The 20,052-nt window shown below is 72.3% G+C and carries 23 protein-coding genes and 1 CRISPR repeat array; of the genes, 10 read left to right on the plus strand and 13 right to left on the minus strand.

What is annotated here, in order from left to right; translation table 11 throughout:
* Nucleotides 1-22: 22 nt before the first annotated feature.
* The 3 genes from SNR22_RS20060 to SNR22_RS20070 form a co-directional block, all read right to left on the minus strand.
* Nucleotides 23-1,303 carry an MFS transporter gene (locus SNR22_RS20060; protein WP_320068153.1) on the minus strand — a complete coding sequence of 427 codons (1,281 nt, stop codon included), beginning with the start codon at nt 1,301-1,303 and terminating at the stop codon, nt 23-25.
* Nucleotides 1,304-1,375: 72 nt separating this feature from the next.
* On the minus strand, nt 1,376-1,825 hold the full coding sequence (locus SNR22_RS20065) for a MarR family transcriptional regulator (protein ID WP_320068154.1): 450 nt from the start codon (nt 1,823-1,825) through the stop codon (nt 1,376-1,378).
* A gap of 122 nt (nt 1,826-1,947) precedes the next feature.
* Nucleotides 1,948-3,426 (minus strand): NCS2 family permease, encoded by a 1,479-nt coding sequence (locus SNR22_RS20070; protein WP_320068155.1) that lies wholly within the window; start codon nt 3,424-3,426, stop codon nt 1,948-1,950.
* 94 nt (nt 3,427-3,520) lie between these two features.
* Here SNR22_RS20070 and SNR22_RS20075 point away from each other — a divergent pair, with 94 nt between their 5' ends.
* A complete protein-coding gene (locus SNR22_RS20075) occupies nt 3,521-3,802 on the plus strand; it encodes a DUF2530 domain-containing protein (protein ID WP_320068156.1) in 282 nt (93 codons plus the stop codon).
* A gap of 16 nt (nt 3,803-3,818) precedes the next feature.
* Here the strand turns inward: SNR22_RS20075 and SNR22_RS20080 are convergent, their stop codons facing one another.
* Entirely contained in the window at nt 3,819-4,658 is an 840-nt protein-coding gene (locus SNR22_RS20080; protein WP_320068157.1) for a DUF3027 domain-containing protein, read from the minus strand.
* Nucleotides 4,659-4,746: 88 nt separating this feature from the next.
* Between SNR22_RS20080 and SNR22_RS20085 the strand changes: the two genes are divergently transcribed.
* Both SNR22_RS20085 and SNR22_RS20090 read left to right on the plus strand, forming a co-directional pair.
* A complete protein-coding gene (locus tag SNR22_RS20085; protein WP_320068158.1) occupies nt 4,747-6,453 on the plus strand; it encodes an MFS transporter in 1,707 nt (568 codons plus the stop codon).
* Entirely contained in the window at nt 6,450-7,142 is a 693-nt protein-coding gene (locus SNR22_RS20090) for a futalosine hydrolase (RefSeq protein WP_320068159.1), read from the plus strand. Before SNR22_RS20085 ends, SNR22_RS20090 begins: the two co-directional genes overlap by 4 nt.
* 45 nt (nt 7,143-7,187) lie before the next feature.
* Here the strand turns inward: SNR22_RS20090 and SNR22_RS20095 are convergent, their stop codons facing one another.
* On the minus strand, nt 7,188-7,520 hold the full coding sequence (locus tag SNR22_RS20095; RefSeq protein ID WP_320068160.1) for a hypothetical protein: 333 nt from the start codon (nt 7,518-7,520) through the stop codon (nt 7,188-7,190).
* Between the two features lie 90 nt (nt 7,521-7,610).
* On the opposite strand from SNR22_RS20095, the gene SNR22_RS20100 reads away from it, so the two are divergent.
* Nucleotides 7,611-8,492, plus strand: coding sequence for a 1,4-dihydroxy-6-naphthoate synthase (locus SNR22_RS20100; protein ID WP_320068161.1), 882 nt, complete (start codon nt 7,611-7,613; stop codon nt 8,490-8,492).
* On the opposite strand, the gene SNR22_RS20105 is transcribed toward SNR22_RS20100, so the two are convergent.
* Together SNR22_RS20105 and SNR22_RS20110 are read right to left on the minus strand one after the other, a co-directional pair.
* Nucleotides 8,453-8,839 (minus strand): cold shock domain-containing protein, encoded by a 387-nt coding sequence (locus SNR22_RS20105; protein ID WP_320068162.1) that lies wholly within the window; start codon nt 8,837-8,839, stop codon nt 8,453-8,455. The two genes, SNR22_RS20100 and SNR22_RS20105, sit on opposite strands and share 40 nt — an antisense overlap.
* 28 nt (nt 8,840-8,867) lie before the next feature.
* Nucleotides 8,868-9,491: an HAD family hydrolase gene (locus SNR22_RS20110; protein ID WP_320068163.1), complete on the minus strand. Its 624-nt coding sequence runs from the start codon at nt 9,489-9,491 to the stop codon at nt 8,868-8,870.
* Nucleotides 9,492-9,576: 85 nt separating this feature from the next.
* On the opposite strand from SNR22_RS20110, the gene SNR22_RS20115 reads away from it, so the two are divergent.
* Nucleotides 9,577-12,036 (plus strand): helicase-associated domain-containing protein, encoded by a 2,460-nt coding sequence (locus SNR22_RS20115; protein WP_320068164.1) that lies wholly within the window; start codon nt 9,577-9,579, stop codon nt 12,034-12,036.
* Nucleotides 12,037-12,112: 76 nt separating this feature from the next.
* On the opposite strand, the gene SNR22_RS20120 is transcribed toward SNR22_RS20115, so the two are convergent.
* Both SNR22_RS20120 and SNR22_RS20125 read right to left on the minus strand, forming a co-directional pair.
* Entirely contained in the window at nt 12,113-12,349 is a 237-nt protein-coding gene (locus tag SNR22_RS20120; RefSeq protein WP_320068165.1) for a hypothetical protein, read from the minus strand.
* Nucleotides 12,350-12,407: 58 nt separating this feature from the next.
* On the minus strand, nt 12,408-13,289 hold the full coding sequence (locus tag SNR22_RS20125; protein ID WP_320068166.1) for a L,D-transpeptidase family protein: 882 nt from the start codon (nt 13,287-13,289) through the stop codon (nt 12,408-12,410).
* Nucleotides 13,290-13,462: 173 nt separating this feature from the next.
* On the opposite strand from SNR22_RS20125, the gene SNR22_RS20130 reads away from it, so the two are divergent.
* The 3 genes from SNR22_RS20130 (at nt 13,463) to SNR22_RS20140 (ending at nt 16,201) form a co-directional block, all read left to right on the plus strand.
* Nucleotides 13,463-15,142 carry a DNA repair helicase XPB gene (locus tag SNR22_RS20130; RefSeq protein ID WP_320068167.1) on the plus strand — a complete coding sequence of 560 codons (1,680 nt, stop codon included), beginning with the start codon at nt 13,463-13,465 and terminating at the stop codon, nt 15,140-15,142.
* 175 nt (nt 15,143-15,317) lie between these two features.
* Nucleotides 15,318-15,932, plus strand: coding sequence for a superoxide dismutase (locus SNR22_RS20135; protein WP_320068168.1), 615 nt, complete (start codon nt 15,318-15,320; stop codon nt 15,930-15,932).
* Nucleotides 15,933-15,937: 5 nt separating this feature from the next.
* A complete protein-coding gene (locus tag SNR22_RS20140; protein ID WP_320068169.1) occupies nt 15,938-16,201 on the plus strand; it encodes a superoxide dismutase in 264 nt (87 codons plus the stop codon).
* Between the two features lie 366 nt (nt 16,202-16,567).
* Here the strand turns inward: SNR22_RS20140 and SNR22_RS20145 are convergent, their stop codons facing one another.
* On the minus strand, nt 16,568-16,777 hold the full coding sequence (locus tag SNR22_RS20145) for a winged helix-turn-helix domain-containing protein (RefSeq protein WP_320068248.1): 210 nt from the start codon (nt 16,775-16,777) through the stop codon (nt 16,568-16,570).
* A 379-nt stretch (nt 16,778-17,156) separates the two neighbouring features.
* Here SNR22_RS20145 and SNR22_RS20150 point away from each other — a divergent pair, with 379 nt between their 5' ends.
* Both SNR22_RS20150 and SNR22_RS20155 read left to right on the plus strand, forming a co-directional pair.
* Nucleotides 17,157-17,420, plus strand: a complete 264-nt coding sequence (locus tag SNR22_RS20150) for a hypothetical protein (RefSeq protein WP_320068170.1) — start codon at nt 17,157-17,159, stop codon at nt 17,418-17,420.
* A complete protein-coding gene (locus SNR22_RS20155) occupies nt 17,417-17,683 on the plus strand; it encodes a hypothetical protein (protein ID WP_320068171.1) in 267 nt (88 codons plus the stop codon). Before SNR22_RS20150 ends, SNR22_RS20155 begins: the two co-directional genes overlap by 4 nt.
* Nucleotides 17,684-17,739: 56 nt before the next feature.
* On the opposite strand, the gene SNR22_RS20160 is transcribed toward SNR22_RS20155, so the two are convergent.
* From SNR22_RS20160 to cas6e, 3 genes are all read right to left on the minus strand, one after another.
* Nucleotides 17,740-18,504 carry a TIGR03089 family protein gene (locus SNR22_RS20160; protein ID WP_320068172.1) on the minus strand — a complete coding sequence of 255 codons (765 nt, stop codon included), beginning with the start codon at nt 18,502-18,504 and terminating at the stop codon, nt 17,740-17,742.
* A gap of 127 nt (nt 18,505-18,631) precedes the next feature.
* A CRISPR array of direct repeats spans nt 18,632-19,026; the repeat unit is 29 nt; unit sequence GGATCACCCCCGCGTGCGCGGGGAGCAGG.
* A gap of 24 nt (nt 19,027-19,050) precedes the next feature.
* Nucleotides 19,051-19,371, minus strand: a complete 321-nt coding sequence (locus tag SNR22_RS20165) for a hypothetical protein (RefSeq protein ID WP_320068173.1) — start codon at nt 19,369-19,371, stop codon at nt 19,051-19,053.
* Complete coding sequence (cas6e, locus tag SNR22_RS20170) at nt 19,368-20,051, minus strand: type I-E CRISPR-associated protein Cas6/Cse3/CasE (protein ID WP_320068174.1); 684 nt, start codon at nt 20,049-20,051, stop codon at nt 19,368-19,370. Before cas6e ends, SNR22_RS20165 begins: the two co-directional genes overlap by 4 nt.
* Nucleotide 20,052: the final 1 nt, after the last annotated feature.

A 20,052-nucleotide genomic window follows, 5' to 3' on the forward strand; every position in this document is an offset into this window, starting at 1 on the left:
GCGTTAACAGGGTGCCCTTCCTTCACTCCGGCGAGACGACGTAGAAGCGGGGCATCGGGAGCATCCGCAGGCGCAGCCGGGCACCCGAGCGGCGCAGCTGCCAGGCGAGTGCGATCAGCGCAGTGGCCAGCGAGATGAGCCCGCCGATCCAGATGCTCGCCCCGGCACCGAAGGTCTCGGCGACCCAGCCGATCAGCGGGGCGCCGACCGGGTTGGTGCCGAGGAAGACCAGCACCCACAGCGACATGACCCGGCCCCGGAACGCGGCGTCGGTGCCGAGCTGCACCCGCTGGTTGGCGGACTGGGCGAAGAACACCATGAAGAAGCCGGCGGGCAGCAGCAGCGCCACCACCATCCAGTACGCCGGGGCGAGCCCGACCAGGGTGCCGAAGACGGCACAGCCGATCGCCGCGCCGAGCACCACCCAGACCGACGGGCGGCTGCGCCGCCCGGTGCCGGCCAGCGCCCCGGCCAGCGCGCCCACGGCCAGGGCGCTGCTGAACAGGCCGAACGAGGCGGCCCCGGTGTGGAAGACGGTCTTGGCCAGCGCCGCGAGGGTGAGCTGGAAGTTGAACAGGCTCATCCCGATCACCGACATCACCGCCATCGGCAGCAGCAGGTCCGGGCGCCGGGCGACGTACCGCAGCCCGTCGATCACCCTGGCGGAGTCCCGCTCGCCGACCGGCAGGAGATCCTTGCGGTACAGCTCGGCGGTGCGCATCCGGACCACGTTGGCCAGCGGAGCCAACGAGCTGACCGCCGTGAACAGGAACACCGGGCCGACGTCAACGGCGGCGATGGCCAGGCCGGCCACGGCGGGGCCGACGATCCGGGCGGAGTTGAACACGGCCGCGTTGAGCGAGAGCGCGTTGGGCAGCAGGGAGGTGCCGACCAGTTCGGAGACGAACGCCTGCCGAACCGGGGTCTCCACCGCGTTGGCGACGCCCAGCAGCGCGGCGAAGACGAAAACGTGCCAGAGCTGCGCCAGGCCGCTGAACACCAGCAGGCTCATCGCGAACGCCAACACCGTCCAGAACGCGTTCGCCACGAAGAGCAGCATGCGCTTGTCGTACCGGTCGGCGAGTCGCCCCGAGATCAGGGTGAGCAGCAGCACCGGGGTGAACTGGAGCGCGGTGACCACGCCGAGCGCGGTGGCGGAGTCGTCCGAGAGCTGAAGGACGAGCCAATCCTGGGCGATGAACATCATCCAGACGCCGACCAGTTTGATCAGCTGCCCGGACGCGAAGAGCCGGTAGTTACGGACCTGTAGTGACTGGAACATCGTGCTCAGCTTTGCCTGCACCCTGGGTGCGCCTCCTCGCGGTCGTACGCCTCATCGACGGCGGACGGCGCGGACCCGGCGCTGCGGGCGCGGTCAGGCTCGGGCGAGCTGCTGAAGGATCTCGGCGGCCTGCCGAAGCGTCTCCCGATCGGACTCGGGCAGCTCGGCCAGCCGGCGGGCCAGCCACTCGTCGCGGGCCCGCTCGAACTGGTCGAGCACGGCCTGTCCCCCCTCGGTCGCCGAGAGGATGACCTGCCGACCGTCGGTCGGGTGGGGGATGCGCCGCACGAGGCCGCGCTCCTCCAGCTTCGCGACGATCTTGGTCATCGTCGGCGGCTGCACCCGTTCGACATCGGCCAGTTCCCTTGGCGTCAGCGCGCCCGCCAGCCGAAGGCTGGTGAGCGCGGAGAGCTGGGTGACCGTCAGGTCGCCCACCGGCCGGGCCTGTCGGACCCGCCGGTTGAGCCGGGTGATCGCATCACGCAACTGGGGGGCCAGCTGCGCCGGTGGCACGCGTTTCGCCGTCACCGTCCGCTCCGTCACGATAGTTAGCCTAGCTAATGAGCCTGGCTAAGAACATCCAATATGACGATGCTCACCAGGGAGTTTGTGCCGCCAGGGTCGGGGTACCCGAATCAGCACCCCGACCCGTCGCGCACGCTAAGTCAGAGAACGACGGACTCGATCGGCCCGCGCAGGAAATACAGAACGAACAGCGCGGCCACCCCGTACAGCAGGGGGTGGATCTCCCGGGCCTTGCCCTTGGCCAGCTTCACCACCACGAAGCTGATGACGCCCGCGCCGATGCCGTTGGAGATCGAGTACGTGAACGGCATCAGGGTGATGGTGAGGAACGCCGGGATGGCGATCTCGTAGTCGGTCCAGTCGATCGTCCGCACCGCGGTCATCATCAGGAAGCCGACCACCACCAGCGCCGTCGACGCCGCCTCGAACGGCACCACCAGCGACAACGGCGCGAGGAACATCGCCAGCAGGAACAGGGTGCCGGTAACCAGGTTCGCCACGCCGGTCCGGGCGCCCTCCGCGACACCGGCGGCGCTCTCGACGAACGACGTGTTGCTGGAGACGCTCGCCGCACCACCCGCCGCCGCCGCGATCGAGTCAACCAGCAGGATCTCCTTGGCCCGCGGCGGGGTGCCCTGCTCGTCGAGCATGTCCCCCTCCTGGCCGATCGCGACCATCGTGCCCATGGTGTCGAAGAAGTCCGTGACCAGCAGGGTGAAGACGAACATCAGCGGAACCAGCCAGCCGACCCGGGTCCAGGAGCCGAGCAGATCGAACTGGCCCAGCAGCGACAGGTCGGGAACGTCCACGATCTTCTTCGGCAGCTCCGGCACGTTCAACGCCCAGCCCCGCGGGTTCGGCTGACCGTTGACGAACGACGGGCCGACGTCGGCCACCGCCTCCACGATGATCGCCAGCACGGTCGAGGCGAAGATGCCGATCAGGATCGCGCCCCGCACCCGGCGGACCACCAGCACCACGGTGACCAGCAGGCCCACCACGAAGACCAGCAACGGCCAACCGACGATCCGGCCGCCGATGCCCAGCTCGACCGGGACTGTGGTGTTCGCGATGTCGGGGATCCGGCGGACGAAACCGGCGTCCACCAGGCCGATGATGGTGAGGAAGAGCCCGATGCCGACGCCGATCGCGGTCTTGAGCTGGGTGGGCACCGAGCGGAACACCGCGGTACGCAGGCCGGTCAGCACCAGGATCGCGACGATCACCCCCTCGATCACCACGAGGCCCATCGCGTCGGCCCAGGTCATCTGCGGGGCGACCTCGTAGGCCACCACCGCGTTCACGCCCAGACCGGCGGCCAGCGCCATCGGGAAGCGGCCGACGATCCCCATCAGGATCGTCATCAGGCCGGCGACCAGCGCGGTCGCAGCGGCCAGGGCGGGGATGGCCAGCTTCTTGTCGTCACCGTCGACGGCGCCACCGAGGATCAGCGGGTTGAGCACCACGATGTACGCCATCGTGAAGAAGGTCGCCAGACCACCCCTGATCTCCCGTCCCGGGGTCGAGCCGCGGGCGGTGATCTCGAAAAAACGGTCGAAACCGTTGCGGGGTTGGGCGGGGTCGGGGGGAAGGCTGTTTTTCGGCGGCGAAATGGTCATCTGGTCCTGGTCCTCGCAAGTGATCTACCGTCAGTCGCGCGCATCGTCGCAGATCAACAGCCAGCTGCCAAAGTTGATCGCGTACGCTTGCCCCGTGCCACAGGAGCAACCGCCCCGGCCCGAACCGCTCGACCCCCCGATGGTGCCGTTCGCGGTCGTCGGGCTGGTGGTCTGGGCGGTGGTCGGCCTGGTGCTGCTGATCTTCTTCCGGGACTGGCTCACCGAACACGGGCACCGGGACTGGCTCTGGACCTGCCTGGCCGGCTTCCTCTGGGGGTTTCCCGGTCTCGCGGCGATGATGCGTCACGACGCGCACCGGCGTCGCCGCCGCGCCGCCACGCCGCCGGGTCACCCCGCAGCCAGCACCGACCGCTGACCGGGACGCCGGTCCGTCAGGAGTGGGCGTACGGCTCGTCCGGCTCCGTCGCCTCGATCGAGTCCGGGGCCCAGCTCACCGACATCGCCTCGACGGCGCTGTCGTCGTACACCGTAGGCAGCTCGACGATCGGACTGTCGGCCGTCTCGACCAGCGTCTCCGAGTGCGCGCCGCAGCCGTGGTCGGCGCTGACCACCTGGCCGTCATCGGGGGCGTAGAAGTTGCCGCAGGCGCCGAAGGACTGCCGCAGCGCCCCGGCCAACGGCAGGTAGAAGCCGCAAGTGCCGCAGCGGGCCGCCGACGGGGCAGCGGTGGAGATCGGCGCCGAGGGGCCGTGGTCGCCGTCGTACCAGCGCTGGGCAGCCTCGGCACGCCCCTCCCGGGACAGCACCCGGGGCCGGCCGAAACCGAGCTCCCAGGAGGTCTCCTCGACGGCAGGATCGTCGGAGAGGACGTAACCGGGCACGAGGCGCTCGTCGTCCGTCGGGGTGGGGAGCAGGTCGCCCGGGCCGAGGTCGCCCGGCTTGAGCCGCTCCTGCCAGGGCAGCCAGCCCGGGGCGAGCATCGCGTCGGGCCCGGGCAGCAGCACCGTCTCGCAGACGGTGACCTTGCGGCTGCGTGGCACCCGGGCCACCGTGACCGCCCACCGCCAGCCCAGGTAACCGGAGAGCTGACACTCGAAGTAGTGGGTGACGACCCGGTCAGACTCGGCGACGGCTTGGAGATGGTCGCCGATGTCGGACGGCTCCACCTCGGTGATGGCATCACGAGCCACCTCGACGGCGGAGGCGCAGACCTGGTCGAGGCGGGCGGCACGAGCGGAGGCGAGCCTGGTCACCCGACCATTGTTCCCCATGCTTGGTGAAGGCCGACAGGCACTCCCCGAAGCGTGTTCTCCGGCGGGGGTGGCGCGGGGGTGGTGTGGATGGGCGAGGATGGTCTACATGCCGTTGTCCTCCCGCCCCGAGCGGTCCCTACTCGGGCGGACCGTCGGCACCGTCATCCGCGCCGTCCGCCTGCTCTTTCGCGGTTCCGCGCGCGGCGGGCGCTGGATGACCCGCCGGGCCGGATCGGCCCGGGCCAGGGGCGCGGGCGGCGAAGTCGGCATGGTCCGCCTGTTCGATCTGCACGCGGTCTCCTGCGCGGGAGACACCCTGATCGCGATCGGGCTCGCCGGCACGATCTTCTTCGAGGTGCCAGACGGCGAGGCGCGCAGCAAGGTGGCGCTCTACCTGCTGGTCACGATGGTGCCCTTCGCCATGCTCGCACCGGTGGTCGGGCCGCTGCTGGACCACTTCCGGCACGGCCGGCGGTACGCGCTCGCCACGACCATGCTCGGCCGGGCCTTCCTCGCCTGGATGATCTCCGACCACATCGGCGGCTTCGGCCTCTACCCGGCGGCCTTCGGGGTGCTCGCGCTCTCCCGGGCGTACGGGGTGGCCCGCTCGGCGGCGGTGCCCCGGCTGCTGCCGGAAGGGCTGGGACTGTCCCAGGTGGGCGCGCGGGCCAGCGTCTACGGCACCGTCGCGGGCGGGCTGGTCGCCCCGCTCGGCCTGGCCGCATTCTGGTTCGGCCCGCAATGGCCGCTTCGGGTCGCCTCGGTGATCTTCCTGGTCGGCATGGTGATCGCGCTGCGGCTGCCGCCACGGGCGGACTCGGACCCGCCCGAGCGGGTCCCCCGCGCGCTGCGGGCGCTCGGCCGACGGGCCTCGGGCGAGCGCCCGCTGGGGCGCGGCCGTCCCGCCGGCCGCCTCGTCATCGCCACCCTGGTCGGTGCGGCCCTGCTCCGCGCGGTCTACGGCTTCCTGCTGCTCTTCCTCGCGTTCGCGCTCAGGAGTGGCGACCTGACCACCGACTTCTTCGGCCGGAACCTGAGCGCCGAGGTGGCGCTCGGCCTGGTCGGCGGGGCGCTGGTGGTGGGCAGCTTCCTGGCCACCGCCGTCGGCACCCGGCTGCGCATCCACCGACCCACCGCGATCCAGTCCAGCAGCATGATCATCGTGGCCGGTACCGCCGTTCTTGCCACGATCCAGTTCTCGCTGCCGATGGTGTCCCTGCTCTGCCTGGTCACCGCGCTGGCCAGCGGGGTGGCGAAGCTCGCCGTCGACGCCTCCATCCAGGAGCGCATCCCGGAGCGGCTGCGGGCCAGCTCCTTCGCCCACTCCGAGACGGCGCTGATGCTCGCCTTCGTCGCCGGTGGCGCCCTCGGCCTGGTCCCGTTCGAAGGCCGGCTGGGCATCGCCGTCGCCGCTGGGGTCGGGGTCCTCGCTGCCGCCCGCGGCGTCTTCGTCGCCGGGAAGCTGCGCAACGAGCGGCTGGCCGGCCGGCCGCTCGGCGACGACGAGCTGGCCGAGGAGGCGACCGCCGCGGAGCCGCCTGGCCCCGCTGACACAGCGGCGAACGTCGCGCCGACCTCTCCGGCACCGTACTCACCCGGCCCGACTTCGCCGGCCCCGCACTCACCGGCACCGCACTCACCCGCACGGGCCTCGTCCGTCCCGCCACGGGGCCCCGACGGCCCGGCCGACGACGCGTCCCTGGCCCCACCCGGTTACCACGTCTACCGGCCCTCCCCCGCCGTCACGGGCTCCGGCGGGGTGGGCGGGGCGGAGGACGAAACCCGCCGGGAGTCCAGGGGCCCCGCGTCGTGACCGGGCTGCTCGTGGTCACCGCAGTCCCGGCCGAGGCCGAGGCGGTGCGCGCCGGCCTCCCGCGCACCACCTCGGGCCGCCCTGGTTCGCCGGCCACAACGACCCCTCCGGAGGTCACCGTCGTGCCGGTCGGGGTGGGGCCGGCCGTCGCCGGGGCCGCCACGGCCCGGCTGCTCGCGCTCGCCGAGGCCGCCGGCCGGCCGTACCGGGCGGTGATCAGCGCGGGTATCGCCGGCGGCTTCGTCGGCCGGGTGGTGGTCGGCGGCACGGTGCTCGCCACCCGCAGCGTCGCGGCGGACCTCGGCGCCGAGTCACCGGCGGGCTTCATCCCGGTCGACGAGCTGGGCATGCCGCCCGAGTTGCTCGGCGGCGGCACGGCCGTACCCGCCGACCCGGAACTGCTCGCCGCACTACGCGCCGCCCTGCCGGAGGCGACCGTCGGCGCGGTGCTCACCGTGAGCACGGTGACCGGCACCGCCGCCAGCACCGCCGCCCTGGCCGACCGGCATCCGGACGCGGTGGCCGAGGCCATGGAGGGGTACGGGGTGGCGGTCGCCGCCGCCCACGCCGGCCTGCCCTTCGCCGAGCTGCGTACCGTCTCCAATCCGATCGGCCCCCGCGACCGCGATGCCTGGAGGATGCGCGAGGCGTTCGCAGCCCTCACATCGGCGGCCTCAGCCCTGGCCTGAGCGGCCCCCGGTATGAGCGGCCCCCAGCCTGAGCGGGCAGCCGCGTCAGTACGGCCGCTGCGACCCCGCACGGTCGAGGCGCAGCGTGTAGGGCCGACTGGCCTCAATCCGGTACCGGCACGCCAGCAGCAGGTTGACGCCGCCGAAGTCGGCGGCGGCAGGTGCCACTCGGATCCCCGCCCGGTCCATCTCCGCGGTCAACGCCTCCACCAGCCGCCGCCCGATGCCCAACTGGCGGCACGCCCCGACGATCAGGACCCCGTCCAGCACGATCTCCCGCTTCCCGGTATCGATCAGGTGCGCCGGGTACCGCCGCCCCGCAGCGCGGGGCAGGGCAGGAGCGGGGCGGGGCAGGGCTGGACGGGGCTGGGCAGGCACGGAAGGCGGGGCGGGCTGCCGGGGACGGAGCGCTCACCGCAGGCGGGGCGGGGCAGAGAGCGGTGGCTAGGGCGGGGATACGGTGGGGGCGTGGCGCTCACTCTGGCGATCTCGCCCTGTCCCAATGACACGTTCGTCTTCGACGCCCTCGTGCACGGCCGGGTGCCCGGCGCGCCGCCGGTCGAGGTGACGTACGCCGACGTGGACGTGACCAACACCGCCGCCGAACGCGGCGCGTTCGACCTGGTGAAGGTGAGCTACGCGGCGCTGCCGTGGCTGCTCGACGACTACTATTTGCTGCCCTGCGGGGGCGCCCTCGGCCGGGGCTGCGGCCCGCTGGTCCTGACCCGGGGCGACGGGGCCGACAGGGATGACGGGGCCGACAGCGTGGGGCGCACCGACCTGGCCGGGGCGACGGTGGCGGTGCCCGGCGACCGGACCACCGCGTACCTGCTGTTCCGGCTCTGGTCGGCGGAGCGGCCGCCGGCGAGGGTCGAGGTGGTCCCGTTCCACGAGATCATGCCCGCGGTGGCGGCCGGACGGTACGACGCGGGGCTGGTGATCCACGAGGCACGGTTCACGTACCCGCGGCACGGGCTGACCGCGCTGGTCGACCTGGGCGAGTGGTGGGAGGGCGACACCGGGCTGCCGATCCCGCTGGGCGCGATCCTGGCCCGCCGGGGGGCGGTCGACCCGGTCGAGGCGGCCGGGTGGATCCGCGAGTCCGTCCGGCAGGCGTGGGCCGACCCGACGGCCAGCCGGGAGTACGTGCTCGCACACGCCCAGGAGATGGAGCCCGACGTGGTGGACCGGCACATCGGCCTCTACGTCAACGAGTTCACCGCAGACCTGGGGGACGCGGGGTTCGCCGCCGTGGAGGCGTTGCTGGGCCGGGCCGCCGACGCCGGGCTCGTACCTCGGAACTTCGGTCCTCAGACCTCCAGCTCGCTCGCCACCGCGTGGACGAGCTGAGCGACCTTCTGCGCCGTCTTCCGGTCGGGGAAGCGGTTCCGCCGCAGGTCCGGCTGGATCTTCGCCTCCAGCACCTTGATCATGTCCTCGATGAGGCCGTGCAGTTCCTCCGCCGGCCGGCGGCGCAACTCCGCGATGGACGGTGGGGCGTCGAGCAGCTTGACCCCCATCGCCTGGGCGCCCCGGCGGCTGTCCACCACGCTGAAGTCGACCCGCTGACCACCCTTGAGATCGGTGATGCCCTCCGGCAGCGCGCCCTTGGGCAAGAACACGTCGCCACCCTCGTCGCTGGTGACGAAGCCGTATCCCTTGGCCGTGTCATACCACTTCACTCGACCCGTCGGCACCTGAGAACCCCTGCTTCGCTCGTGACGTCTACTGCTCCAAGGCTAGCCGGATCACCTGGCCGAGCGCCGCCGGGAATCCGGTGAGATCGTCCAGCACGACGTGGGCGCCGGCGGAGCGTAGCTCCGCGGCCGAGCAGGGGCCGGTGGTCACCGCGATCCCCGGGATCCCGGCCGCCCCGGCGGCCACCATGTCGGCGGTGTGATCGCCGACATACAGGGTCGCGCCGTGTTCGCGCAGCGCCGTGGCCTTCCCCTCGGCGAAGAGGTCGCCGGCCAGCTCGTCGACGGCCAACCCGAGGTGGTCCAGGTGCAGCCGGGCCAACCGGCCCAGCTTCGCGGTCACCACCAGGACCCGGCCGCCGTGGGCGCGCACGGCCGCGAGGGCCGCGACCGCTCCGGGCATCGGCAGCGTCGGAGTGATCGCGTACGCCGGGTACAACTCGCGGTACGCCTCGACGGCCGACTCGACCTGCTCGGGCGGGAACCAACGGGCGATCTCCGAGCGCAGCGGCGGGCCCAGCCGGGACACCACCGCGTCGGCGTCCACGGGCACGCCGGTGATCGCCGTCAGCGCCCGGAACGCCGCGGCGATGCCAGGGCGCGAGTCGACCAGGGTCATGTCGAGATCGAAACCGACCGTCAGTGGGGGCATGCCCGAGAACGTACCCGCCCATCACCGGCCGAGCCGGACGTCCGGGGGGCGCGACGGGCCCGAAGCGGGCTAGCGTGGAACGACGATGACCACCTCACTCGCCGACCACCTGCGGACCCTGCCCGACGAGGCCCTGGCCGCCCTGTTCCAGCTGCGGCCCGACCTCGTCGTACCCGTGCCGGCCGACGTGTCCGCGCTCGCGACCCGGGCCCAGTCCCGGGTCTCGGTGGCCCGGGCGCTGGACGGGCTGGACCAGTTCACCCTCCAGATCCTCGACGCCGCCCGGCTGACCCGGAATCCGGACGACGGCACCACCTCCACGGAGGCGGTCCTCGCCATGGCCACCGCCGGCCCCCGCCCGCCGGCCCCGACGACGGTCCGCGGCGCCGTCGACCGGCTGCGGGCGCTCTTCCTGCTGTACGGTCCCGAGTCCCAGCTGCGCGTGGTGGGCGGCGTCGACGAGGTCGCGCCCTACCCCGCGGGGCTGGGCCGACCGGCGACCGAGCTGGACCAGCGCACGGCCGACCTCTGCGCGGACCCGGCGAAGCTGCGCCGCACGCTGCTGGCCGCGCCCCCGTCGGCCCGGGCGATCCTGGACCGGCTGGCCGCCGGCCCGCCGGTGGGCAGCGTGCCCCCGGGGGCGCTCCAGGCCCCGCCGTCGGGCGCGGAGGACAGCGTCCCGCCGGACCCGACCAACGGTGGCGCCCCGACCGGCTCGCCGGTGCGCTGGCTGGTCGACAACCGGCTGCTCGTGCTGGTCTCCGCCGGGACCGTGGAGCTGCCCCGCGAGGTCAGTCTGCTGCTGCGCCGCGACAGCGGCCCGCTCGGCCCGCTGCGCACCAGCCCGCCGCCGGTGACCGCTGTGCCGCGCGAGGCGAAGGCCGCCGACTCGGCCGGGGCGGGGCAGACCATGGAGGTGGTACGACACACCGAGGCGCTGCTGGAGCTGCTCTCCACCGAGCCGGCGCCGGTGCTGCGCTCGGGCGGGATCGGGGTGCGTGACCTGCGCCGACTGGGCAAGACCCTCGGCCTGGACGATCCGAACACCGCCCTGCTGCTGGAGGTGGCGTACGCGGCGGGGCTGGCCAGTGAGCTGGAGCTGACCGGTTCCGCCACCACCCGGTACGGCGCGGACCAGCAGGTCCTGCCCACCGGCGGGTATGAGGTGTGGCGGGCCATGTCGCTGGCCCGGCGCTGGGAGCAGTTGGCCCGGGCCTGGCTGGCGATGACCCGCCAGGCCGGCCTGATCGGCCAGCGGGACGACCGGGACCGGCCGATCACCGCGCTCTCGGTCGAGGCGGAACGGGCCAGCACGCCGGCCGCCCGCCGGGCGGTGCTGACGGTGCTGGCCGACCTTGAGCCGGCCACCGCCCCGACGCCTGAGGAGGTGCTGGGGCTGCTCGAATGGCGGGCACCCCGACGCAGCCGGGGCCGGGAGACCGCATACCGCGAGGCGCTGACGGAAGCGGCACGGCTCGGGGTGACCGGGCTCGGTGCGCTCACCTCGTACGGACGGCTGCTGCTGGCCGACGCGGCCGACGCCGACGAGCGGGGCGTGGGTGACCCGCTCGGACTGCGCGCGGACGCCGAGGACGGCAACGGATCCACCGCCGTGCGGGCGCTGGACGCCCTGCTCCCCGCCCCGGTCGACCACTTCCTCGTGCAGGCGGACCTGACCGTGGTGGTGCCCGGTCCGCCCGACCCGGCGCTCGCCGGGGAACTGGAGGTGGTGGCCGAGCACGAGTCGGCGGGCGGGGCGAGCGTGCACCGGGTCACCACGGCGAGCCTGCGCCGGGCCCTGGACGCCGGGTACTCGGCCGACGACCTACACGCCCTGTTCCTGCGCCGATCCCGCACCCCGGTCCCGCAGGGGCTGACGTACCTGGTGGACGACGTGGCGCGCAAGCACGGCGGGTTGCGGGTCGGCTCCGCCGGCGGGTACGTGCGCAGCGACGACGAGGCGCTGCTCGCCGAGGTGCTTGTCGACCGGCGGCTGGAGCCGCTGGCGTTCCGCCGGCTGGCCCCCACGGTGCTGGCCACCCCGTACCAGGTGAACCGGATGCTGATGGCGCTGCGCGACGCCGGGTACGCCCCGGTGCCGGAGGACGCCTCGGGCACGGCGGTGCTGGCCCGGCCGAAGACGCGGCGGGCCCCGGGGCGGGCCCCGGCCGCCCGGATGCTCGACCCGCTGGCGTCGCCGAAGCTGACCATGCCGCGGCTGCTCGGGGTGGTGGAGCAGGTACGCCGGGGCGAGGCGGCGGCGCGGGCCGCCCGACGGGCCCCGGCGGAGGTGCGCGGAAACGCGACGCTCACCGGCCCGGCACCGGCGCACAGCCACAGCGACGCGCTCGCCGTGCTCCAGCAGGCGGTGCGGGACAAGGCGCTGGTCTGGGTGGGTTACGTCGACACGCACGGGGCGACCACGTCCCGGCTGCTGCGGCCGGTGTCGATCGGGGCGGGCTACCTGCGCGCCGAGGACGAGCGGACGGAGATGCTGCACACCTTCGCGCTGCACCGGATCACCGCGGCGGTCCGGGAGACCTGACCCCGCCGCGCTGTCGCGCTGCCCTACTGTCGCACCGCCGTACTGCCGTACTGCCGTACTGCCGTACCGTCCCCGGTCAGCGGCGGCTGCGGCGGATGGTGCCGATGACGGAGACGGCCAGCAGCAGGGCCGAACCTGCCCCGGCGGCCTCACCGACCGAGGCGACGAAGCCCTGCTGCTGGACCAACCAGCCGTAGAGGAACCAGGCGACGATGACGACGGTGGCGGTCGCGTATCCGAGCAGGACCACGGCGGAGACCGCGTCGACCGGCACCGGGTCGTCGTCGGCGGTCACCTCGTGGTCGACGCTCAAGACCACCTCCTCGATGCCGGGGCGCTCAGGTGCCGGGGCCGTTCAGGTGCCGGGGCGCTCAGGTGCCGGGCCGGCGGCCGAAGAGGACCACCCGGCTGCCGACCTTGCCCAGCTCCCAGGCGCGGCGGGCGTCGGAGGGGAGCAGGTTGACGCAGCCGTGCGAGCCGATCGACTTCTCGTGCAGGTAGGTGGTGGTCTGGTGGTAGCCCATCCCCTGGGTGAAATGCTGCCAGTACGGCAACCACACCTCGTACGGGTCGGACCACTCCTTCAGGTTCCGGTAATTAATCTTGAACGTGCCGGCGGGGGTGGCGTAGCCCGACATACCGGTCCGGGTCACCGTCGGGCCCCAGACGACCTTGCCCCCGCGCATCGCCCAGGTGGTCTGCCGGGTGAGATCGATGCAGAAGGTGGTGCCGGACCCGGCCTTGCACCGGCGCACGTCGGTGGTGGCCAGCCGCTTCGCCACGTCGAACGTGGTGGGGCCGGCGCGGCCGGCGACCGGGCGGATGTCGTACCGCTGCTGGAACTTCTTGATGGCGGCGCAGTCGGCGGCGGACTGACGGCCGTCCACCGTCACCCGCCCGAACCCGCCCAGCCGGGCAAGATACGTCTCCACCGCACGCTGGTGCTCGCCCTGGGGGCAGCCGACGGGCCGCGCCGGGCTCGACGTGCTGCGCTCGGGGGCCGGCGTCCGGGTCGGCTTCGGTTTCGGTTTCGCCTTCGTCCGGGTGGGCGTCGGCGTCGGTTTCGGCCGGGTCCGCTGGTCGGAGTCGGACGAACCGCCCGCCCCCGTTTCCTGCTCGACCGAGCCGGCCTGGGCATGCCCTCCTCCACGGCCACCCGGGCCGGCCTGCCGATCGGGCGTGCACGCACCGACGCCGACCAGCGTGACCACGGCCAGGGCGACGACCCGGGCGGTGAACCTCAGCTGTCTCATGAATACCTCCCCCGGGTGGTCGTCCCTCTGCTAGACGTGGGGCGTACGGAATTGGTTGCACCCGGTGTCCGATTTTCTGCCCTCATCCGCTTCCATGCAACACTTGATGGTCGGCCGGCACGGGTCAGACGCCCCGGGAGGCGGCCGACAACGGCCGAGGAGAGGGCGCTGGCGTGAGCGGTGGACCACTGATCGTGCAGTCGGACAAGACGCTGCTGCTGGAGATCGACCACCCCGATGCCCAGGCCTGCCGGATGGTGATCGCGCCCTTCGCCGAGCTGGAGCGCTCCCCCGAGCACGTGCACACGTACCGGCTCACCCCGCTCGGGCTGTGGAACGCCCGCGCCGCCGGTCACGATGCCGAGGGCGTGGTGGACACCCTGCTCAAGTACTCCCGCTACCCGGTGCCGCACGCGTTGCTGGTCGACGTCGCCGACACGATGGACCGGTACGGCCGGCTCCAGCTCGCCAACGACCCCGCACACGGCCTGGTGCTGCGAGGGTTGGACCGGATGGTGCTGATCGAGGTCGCCAAGAGCAAGAAGCTCGCCGGGATGCTCGGCGCGAAGCTCGACGACGACACGATCGCGGTGCACCCGTCCGCGCGGGGGCGGCTCAAGCAGGCGCTGCTGAAGCTCGGCTGGCCGGCAGAGGACCTGGCCGGGTACGTCGACGGCGAGGCGCACCCCATCGAGCTGGCCGAGGACGGCGCGGACGGCGGGAAGCCGTGGACGCTGCGGTCGTACCAGCGGGAGGCCGTGGAGGCCTTCTGGGCCGGCGGGTCGGGTGTCGTGGTGCTCCCCTGCGGGGCGGGCAAGACCCTCGTCGGCGCGGCGGCGATGGCCGAGGCGAAGGCGACCACGCTGATCCTGGTCACCAACACCGTCGCCGGGCGGCAGTGGAAGCGGGAGCTGATCGCCCGCACCTCGCTGACCGAGGAGGAGATCGGCGAGTACTCGGGCGAGCGCAAGGAGATCCGCCCGGTCACCATCGCCACGTACCAGGTGCTCACCTCGCGGCGCGGCGGCGCGTTCACCCACCTGGACCTCTTCTCCGCCCGCGACTGGGGCCTGGTCGTCTACGACGAGGTGCACCTGCTCCCCGCGCCGATCTTCCGGTTCACCGCGGACCTCCAGGCCCGCCGCCGGCTCGGCCTGACCGCCACCCTGGTCCGCGAGGACGGCCGGGAGGGCGACGTGTTCAGCCTGATCGGCCCCAAGCGGTACGACGCGCCGTGGAAGGACATCGAGTCGCAGGGCTGGATCGCCCCGGCCGAGTGCACCGAGGTACGGGTCACCCTCACCGACGCCGAGCGGATGACGTACGCGACGGCGGAGGCCGAGGAGCGCTACCGGATGGCGGCCACCGCGCGCACCAAGCTGCCGGTGGTCAAGGCGCTGGTCGACCGGCACCCGGACGACCAGGTGCTGGTGATCGGCGCCTACATCGACCAGCTGCACCAGTTGGGCGAGTACCTGGACGCGCCGATCATCCAGGGGTCGACCACCAACAAGGAGCGGGAACGGCTCTTCGACGCGTTCCGCTGCGGCGAAGTGCGCACTTTGGTCATCTCGAAGGTCGGCAACTTCTCCATCGACCTGCCCGAGGCGGCGGTGGCGATCCAGGTGTCGGGGACGTTCGGGTCGCGCCAGGAGGAGGCGCAGCGGCTGGGTCGGGTGCTGCGGCCGAAGGCCGACGGCCGGCAGGCGCACTTCTACACGGTCGTCTCCCGGGACACCATCGACACCGAGTACGCGGCGCACCGGCAGCGGTTCCTCGCCGAGCAGGGGTACGCGTACACGATCGTGGACGCCGACGACATCCTCGGCCCGAAGCTCCCCACCGTCGACTGACCGCGTGATCGACTCCGGTCGGGTAGCTCCGATGGCCTGGGCAGGAGCTGTTCGGGTCAGGCCTCGCGGAGCTCCGGAGGACGTCGACCAGCCGATGCCGTACGACCCCTCGGTCGCTCTTATTGCCATAGTGTGGCAGTAGCCAAATCATGGCAATATGAAGGAGGATCGCCGCATGGCCATCTACACGCTCCCGGACATGCCCTACGACTACGGCGCGCTCGAACCGGCGATGTCCGGCGAGATTCTGGAGCTGCACCACAGCAAGCACCACGCCGCGTACGTCAAGGGCGCCAACGACGGCCTCGACCGCCTCGCCGAAGCCCGCGACAAGGGCGACTACGAGACCCTGGTCGGCCTGGAGAAGACGTACGCGTTCAACCTCTCCGGCCACGTACTGCACTCGATCTTCTGGAAGAACCTCTCGCCCGACGGCGGCGACCGCCCCGACGGCGAGCTGGCCGCCGCGATCGACGAGCACTTCGGCTCGTTCGACGCGTTCGCCAAGCAACTCTCCGCCGCGACGAAGGGCGTGCAGGGCTCCGGCTGGGGCGTGCTCGCGTGGGAGCCGCTGAGCCAACGGCTGATCGTGGAGCAGGTGTACGACCACCACGGCAACGTCGCCCAGGCCTCCACCCCCGTCCTGGTCTTCGACGCCTGGGAACACGCCTACTACCTGCAGTACCGCAACGTCCGCCCGGACTACGTCGACCGGCTCTGGGGCCTGGTCAACTGGACCGACGTAACCGCTCGGTTCGACGCCGCCCGCGCCGCTCAGCCCAAGATCTGAGCCGGGTGGACCACCCCACGGCCGCCGCCGAGGTGGTGCAGCGGGCCGCCGGGGTCATCGCAGCCCGCCACCGCGGCGACCTCGACGGCGCTGAGGCGCTGCTGGCGTCCTTTCCCAGCGAGCAGGCGCGAACGCTCGGCTTCTACCTGCTCGCCGACCTGGCCCTCGGTTTCCTGCGCGTCCAGACGGGACAGAGCACCGAGGACCTCGTGCAGGAACTCTCCCTGCACGTCGCCACCGCCGCGAACCAACCACCGACGCCCGGCTGACCGCTGGTTGACTCTCGGTCGGTCGCAGGACGCCGACCTGCTCGACGCGGGCCGCGACGGCACCGACGAAGGCAGCGAATCCGATCTCCGGGTCGGGCTGCCGAATCGGTGTTTCCGGCTCGCGGGAGGACCTGTCCAGGCAGATCTTGGAAGATTTCGGCCCCTGGAGGGGCCGTTTGCTTCCAAGATCTGCCAGTTCCGGGGTCGGGATCCGCCGCCGACCCGGTCAGGCGGGCAGGATCACGCTCGATCGTGCCCGCTGCACGAACGGGACCTTCTTCGTTGCGGTTGTTGAACGCCCCGCCGGTTGCCGCAACTGAGCTGCTATCGCGCCATGGGCCGAGCAGAGGCCAGCGGCGAGGTTCATCAGGGCCTGGAGGACTCCGCGACGAAGACGCCGCGCCCCGGGCGGCCGACCAGCACACCCTGCTCCCGCAGCGTCGCCACCGCGCGGCTGATCGTGGACTGCGAGACGTCATACACGTCCGCCAGGTCCCGCCCGGACGGGAGCTGCGATCCAGGCGGATAGGTCCGGTTCTGGATCTTCTTCAGGAGATCGTCGAGCAGCTCGTCCATCGTGGGCGGAATAGGCACGTCAGGCCCCCTGCAGTCGGTTGGCCCGCCCAGTATCGATCAACGGCTGCGGCGCAGGCAACGCACGTAGCGGTGCTGACATAGGTGGGCAGCTGACTCAGAGACATGCTTGACGTAGGTGGTTCAGTGGCGATAGCGTCGCTGTCGGTGATGCGGTGCTGCTGCAATCGGTTGGCGCCTCTCGTATCGGTCTCGCCTCACCCCCGCAAGGAAGGCCCCACCCCCGCGCCACTCCCCCGGCGCGGCCCTGCCGCCGTACTGCCGGTCGTGGCTGCGGCGGCCGGGCAGGCGGTCCCCGCCGACTGCGACCGGCGGGGGCCGCCCCTCCACTTCGACGTGAACCCGACGAAGGGCGGTCCCCGTGCGCAACCTGATCCGTCGGCTGACCAGCCGACCATCGACACCGAGAGGGCCACTGCGTCCCGCGCAGATCCGCGACCGGCGGTTCACCATCCGCCGGCACGGGCTCGACCCGTTCGAGATCCGCACGTTCCTGCACGAGGTCGCCGACGAGCTGGCCGTCACGCAGACCGCCCTGGTCGCGGTTCAGGAGGAGAACGTACGCATTCGGCGGGCGCTGCACGCGTGGCAGGGCGGCCAGTCCGGGAAGCACCGGCACCGATGAGCGACCGCTGGGTGATCCACCTGCCGATCACCGCGCCCGACCTGCTCCGGGCGCGGATCTTCGCCCGTTTGGCCGCTCGGGTGCTGGCCCGGCTCAGCGCCCGCGTCGAGCCGGGCGGGGTGACCGTCTCGGCCGAGGACGAGCAGCACGTACGCCACTGGGTCTTCTGCGATCGGCTGCTGCCCGGCGGCGCGCGATGTGCGCTGCCCACCGAACACCTGCCGCCCTGCTCCCGGCGGGTCCGCTGGCCGGGCCGGCGCTGACCCGCAGGGCTACGGTCGACGGACCCGCGATGAGGTCGAGGAGCCGGCGGCAGCCGTCAGAGCACCCGGGTGACCTGCTCGGCGGCGATCCGGGCGTCGAGCCGGGCCGGGTCGAGGTTGGCGCAGAGCACCACCGACGCGCCGACGGCCAGCGGTGCCAGCAGCCAGTACACCGGCTGCTCGTGCTCGGCGACGTCCACCAGCAGCCGATCACCGGCCCGCAGGTCGAGCCGCTCCGCCACGCCCAACGCGACGCTGCCCCACTCGCGGTAGCTGGTGCCGTCAGGGCTTGCCGCGTCGGTGCTGGTCAGCGGGGCGGACGCGGGCAATGCGTCGCTGTGCCGGCCCACCTCGGCAAGCCAGTCCAGGTAGCCCAGGGGCACCTCCCCGCGCGGGGTCGCGCCGAGCCCGAGCACGTAGCGGTGCCGTGCCTCGGGCACGTCCTCCAGCCAGTCGTCAAGCCGCTCCGCACTGACGAAGAGAGCATCGTACGGCTCGTCGGCACCCGGCTCGAGCTGCGGCAGACCGGCCGTGGCCCGGGGGCGGAACGACACGGCCACACCGGTCGACCAGGCGCCCAGCAGCACGGCGGCGGTCTGCCAGTGCGCCGGAAGCAGCACCGCCGCCCGGTCACCCACGCCCAGCCCGCAGCCCTCGCGCAGCAGCACGGCGGCCCGCGCCGCCCAGTTGCCCAGCTCCGTCGCGGTCAGGTCCACGCGTTCGCCGGTGGCATCGTCCAGGTAGGTCAGCAGCGGCCGGTCCACCTCCGCCGCCCGGTTACCGGTCAACGGCCCCGGGACGAGGGCATCGGTCATGTTCATGTCGTACTCCTCGGCAGGCTGCGGTCAGCCTACTTGCGATCACTCCCATGTGCCGCGAGCAGGTTGACGCGTCCATCGCTCGGTCGCGGACCGGCGAATCACCCTCACCTACGCATTACGAGTGCGTCGATCACCCCCGCATGCACGGGGAGCAGGATCAACACCAGCAGCACCGTCGCCATGGTGAGGGATCACCCCCGCATGCGCGGGGAGCAGGCCGGCGACCTCGCCGACGGTCAGGTGCTGCTCGGATCACCCCCGCGTGCGCGGGGACCAGGCGGTGACCGCCGTGCTGGCGCTGCTGGTCGCGGGATCACCCCCGCGTGCGCGGGGAGCAGGGCACTGCGCCGACCTTCCGCTGCAAACGCTTCGGATCACCCCCGCGTGCGCGGGGAGCAGGAGGGGGTGCCGCTGGCACCCTCTCAGCCAAGGGGATCACCCCCGCGTGCGCGGGGAGCAGGTCGCCGGCCTGGCCGGTGCCAGGCGGCTGGAGGGATCACCCCCGCGTGCGCGGGGAGCAGACTTATTGACCTGCGGCGCTAGAGATCAACTACCGCTATTTCCTTCACTTCGCTCGGGGTTCGTCGGCGATCCGCCGGTGCCTTCTGAAGTCCTCCGACCGAACCGGCGGCGTTTCGATGCCTTGCTCCATCCGCGAGACAGCGCCGGATTGTACGAACTCCGCTCGGTGGGACGACGCATCAACGTGATCCCGTCGAAGTCGGCCGGTTCCCAATGGTGGTCGTGCACCTCGAAGGAGAGCCGCTGCTCTCCTGGCACGCATCGTTCGAGGTAGACAAAAGTGATCCGGTCCTGCACACGGTTGAGGTCCGCCAGTTCGGCCGGCGGCATACCGGGAATCTTCACGAGGCTGGCTGCGCGGAGGTGAGGGTCAGCAGCCCGCAGCCGTACGCCCTCGCGTGCCCGATGCCCTGGGTGAGGACGTTGCGGAACAGGACCGGATCCTCGACGTCGAGGACGCCGTCATAGGTGGCCGTAACCAGGGTGACCGGCCGTTGCCCCTGGTTACGGGTGAACCGCCGGACCTGACGGTCATAGGTGACGAGGTTGAGTTCCCCGTCGGCCTGCCGGGCCACGGTGAATCCGTTTCGCTCGGCCCGGCTGGTCAGCCACTCGATCTGCTGCACGGCGGTTACCTGCCCGAACCGTTGGGTCGTCGGGGAGTCCTTCGTCTTGCGCCCGGTCCGGCTGGGGTTGGCGGTCAGCCGGAACGCCCACCGCTGCCCCTTGTCGAGGGAGTCGAGCAGGCGGTCGTAGGAGCGGGTCTCCCAGGCTTCGCTGCTCCTCGGCCAGCCGGCCTGCTCGACAAGGTGGGTCAGCTCAGGCTCTGTCGGGCTGACGACGTAAAGCACGACCTGCCGGTCCCGCCGCTGGTCGACCCGCCACAGAGTGCGGGCGTCGTCGCGGGTGTGGTCCTCGGGACGGGGGAAGCCGGAGAGTACGGCGGCGTGCATCGCCTGAGGAGAGGCGAGCAGCTTGCGCGCGCCCTGCCGAGCGGTGTTCACGAGGAATCGGGTGAGATACATC

The organism is Micromonospora sp. RTGN7 (genome assembly GCF_033804645.1).
Classification (GTDB): domain Bacteria; phylum Actinomycetota; class Actinomycetes; order Mycobacteriales; family Micromonosporaceae; genus Micromonospora.

What these genes read in the sequence shown, in the direction of transcription:
- SNR22_RS20085 (WP_320068158.1), top strand. Translation starts at nt 4,747, where the DNA reads ATGCCGTTGTCCTCCCGCCCCGAGCGGTCCCTACTCGGGCGGACCGTC.
- SNR22_RS20155 (WP_320068171.1), top strand. Translation starts at nt 17,417, where the DNA reads ATGAGCGACCGCTGGGTGATCCACCTGCCGATCACCGCGCCCGACCTG.
- SNR22_RS20070 (WP_320068155.1), bottom strand. Translation starts at nt 3,426, where the DNA reads ATGACCATTTCGCCGCCGAAAAACAGCCTTCCCCCCGACCCCGCCCAA.
- SNR22_RS20080 (WP_320068157.1), bottom strand. Translation starts at nt 4,658, where the DNA reads ATGGGGAACAATGGTCGGGTGACCAGGCTCGCCTCCGCTCGTGCCGCC.
- SNR22_RS20115 (WP_320068164.1), top strand. Translation starts at nt 9,577, where the DNA reads ATGACCACCTCACTCGCCGACCACCTGCGGACCCTGCCCGACGAGGCC.
- cas6e (WP_320068174.1), bottom strand. Translation starts at nt 20,051, where the DNA reads ATGTATCTCACCCGATTCCTCGTGAACACCGCTCGGCAGGGCGCGCGC.
- SNR22_RS20135 (WP_320068168.1), top strand. Translation starts at nt 15,318, where the DNA reads ATGGCCATCTACACGCTCCCGGACATGCCCTACGACTACGGCGCGCTC.
- SNR22_RS20125 (WP_320068166.1), bottom strand. Translation starts at nt 13,289, where the DNA reads ATGAGACAGCTGAGGTTCACCGCCCGGGTCGTCGCCCTGGCCGTGGTC.
- SNR22_RS20110 (WP_320068163.1), bottom strand. Translation starts at nt 9,491, where the DNA reads ATGCCCCCACTGACGGTCGGTTTCGATCTCGACATGACCCTGGTCGAC.
- SNR22_RS20145 (WP_320068248.1), bottom strand. Translation starts at nt 16,777, where the DNA reads ATGGACGAGCTGCTCGACGATCTCCTGAAGAAGATCCAGAACCGGACC.
- SNR22_RS20160 (WP_320068172.1), bottom strand. Translation starts at nt 18,504, where the DNA reads ATGAACATGACCGATGCCCTCGTCCCGGGGCCGTTGACCGGTAACCGG.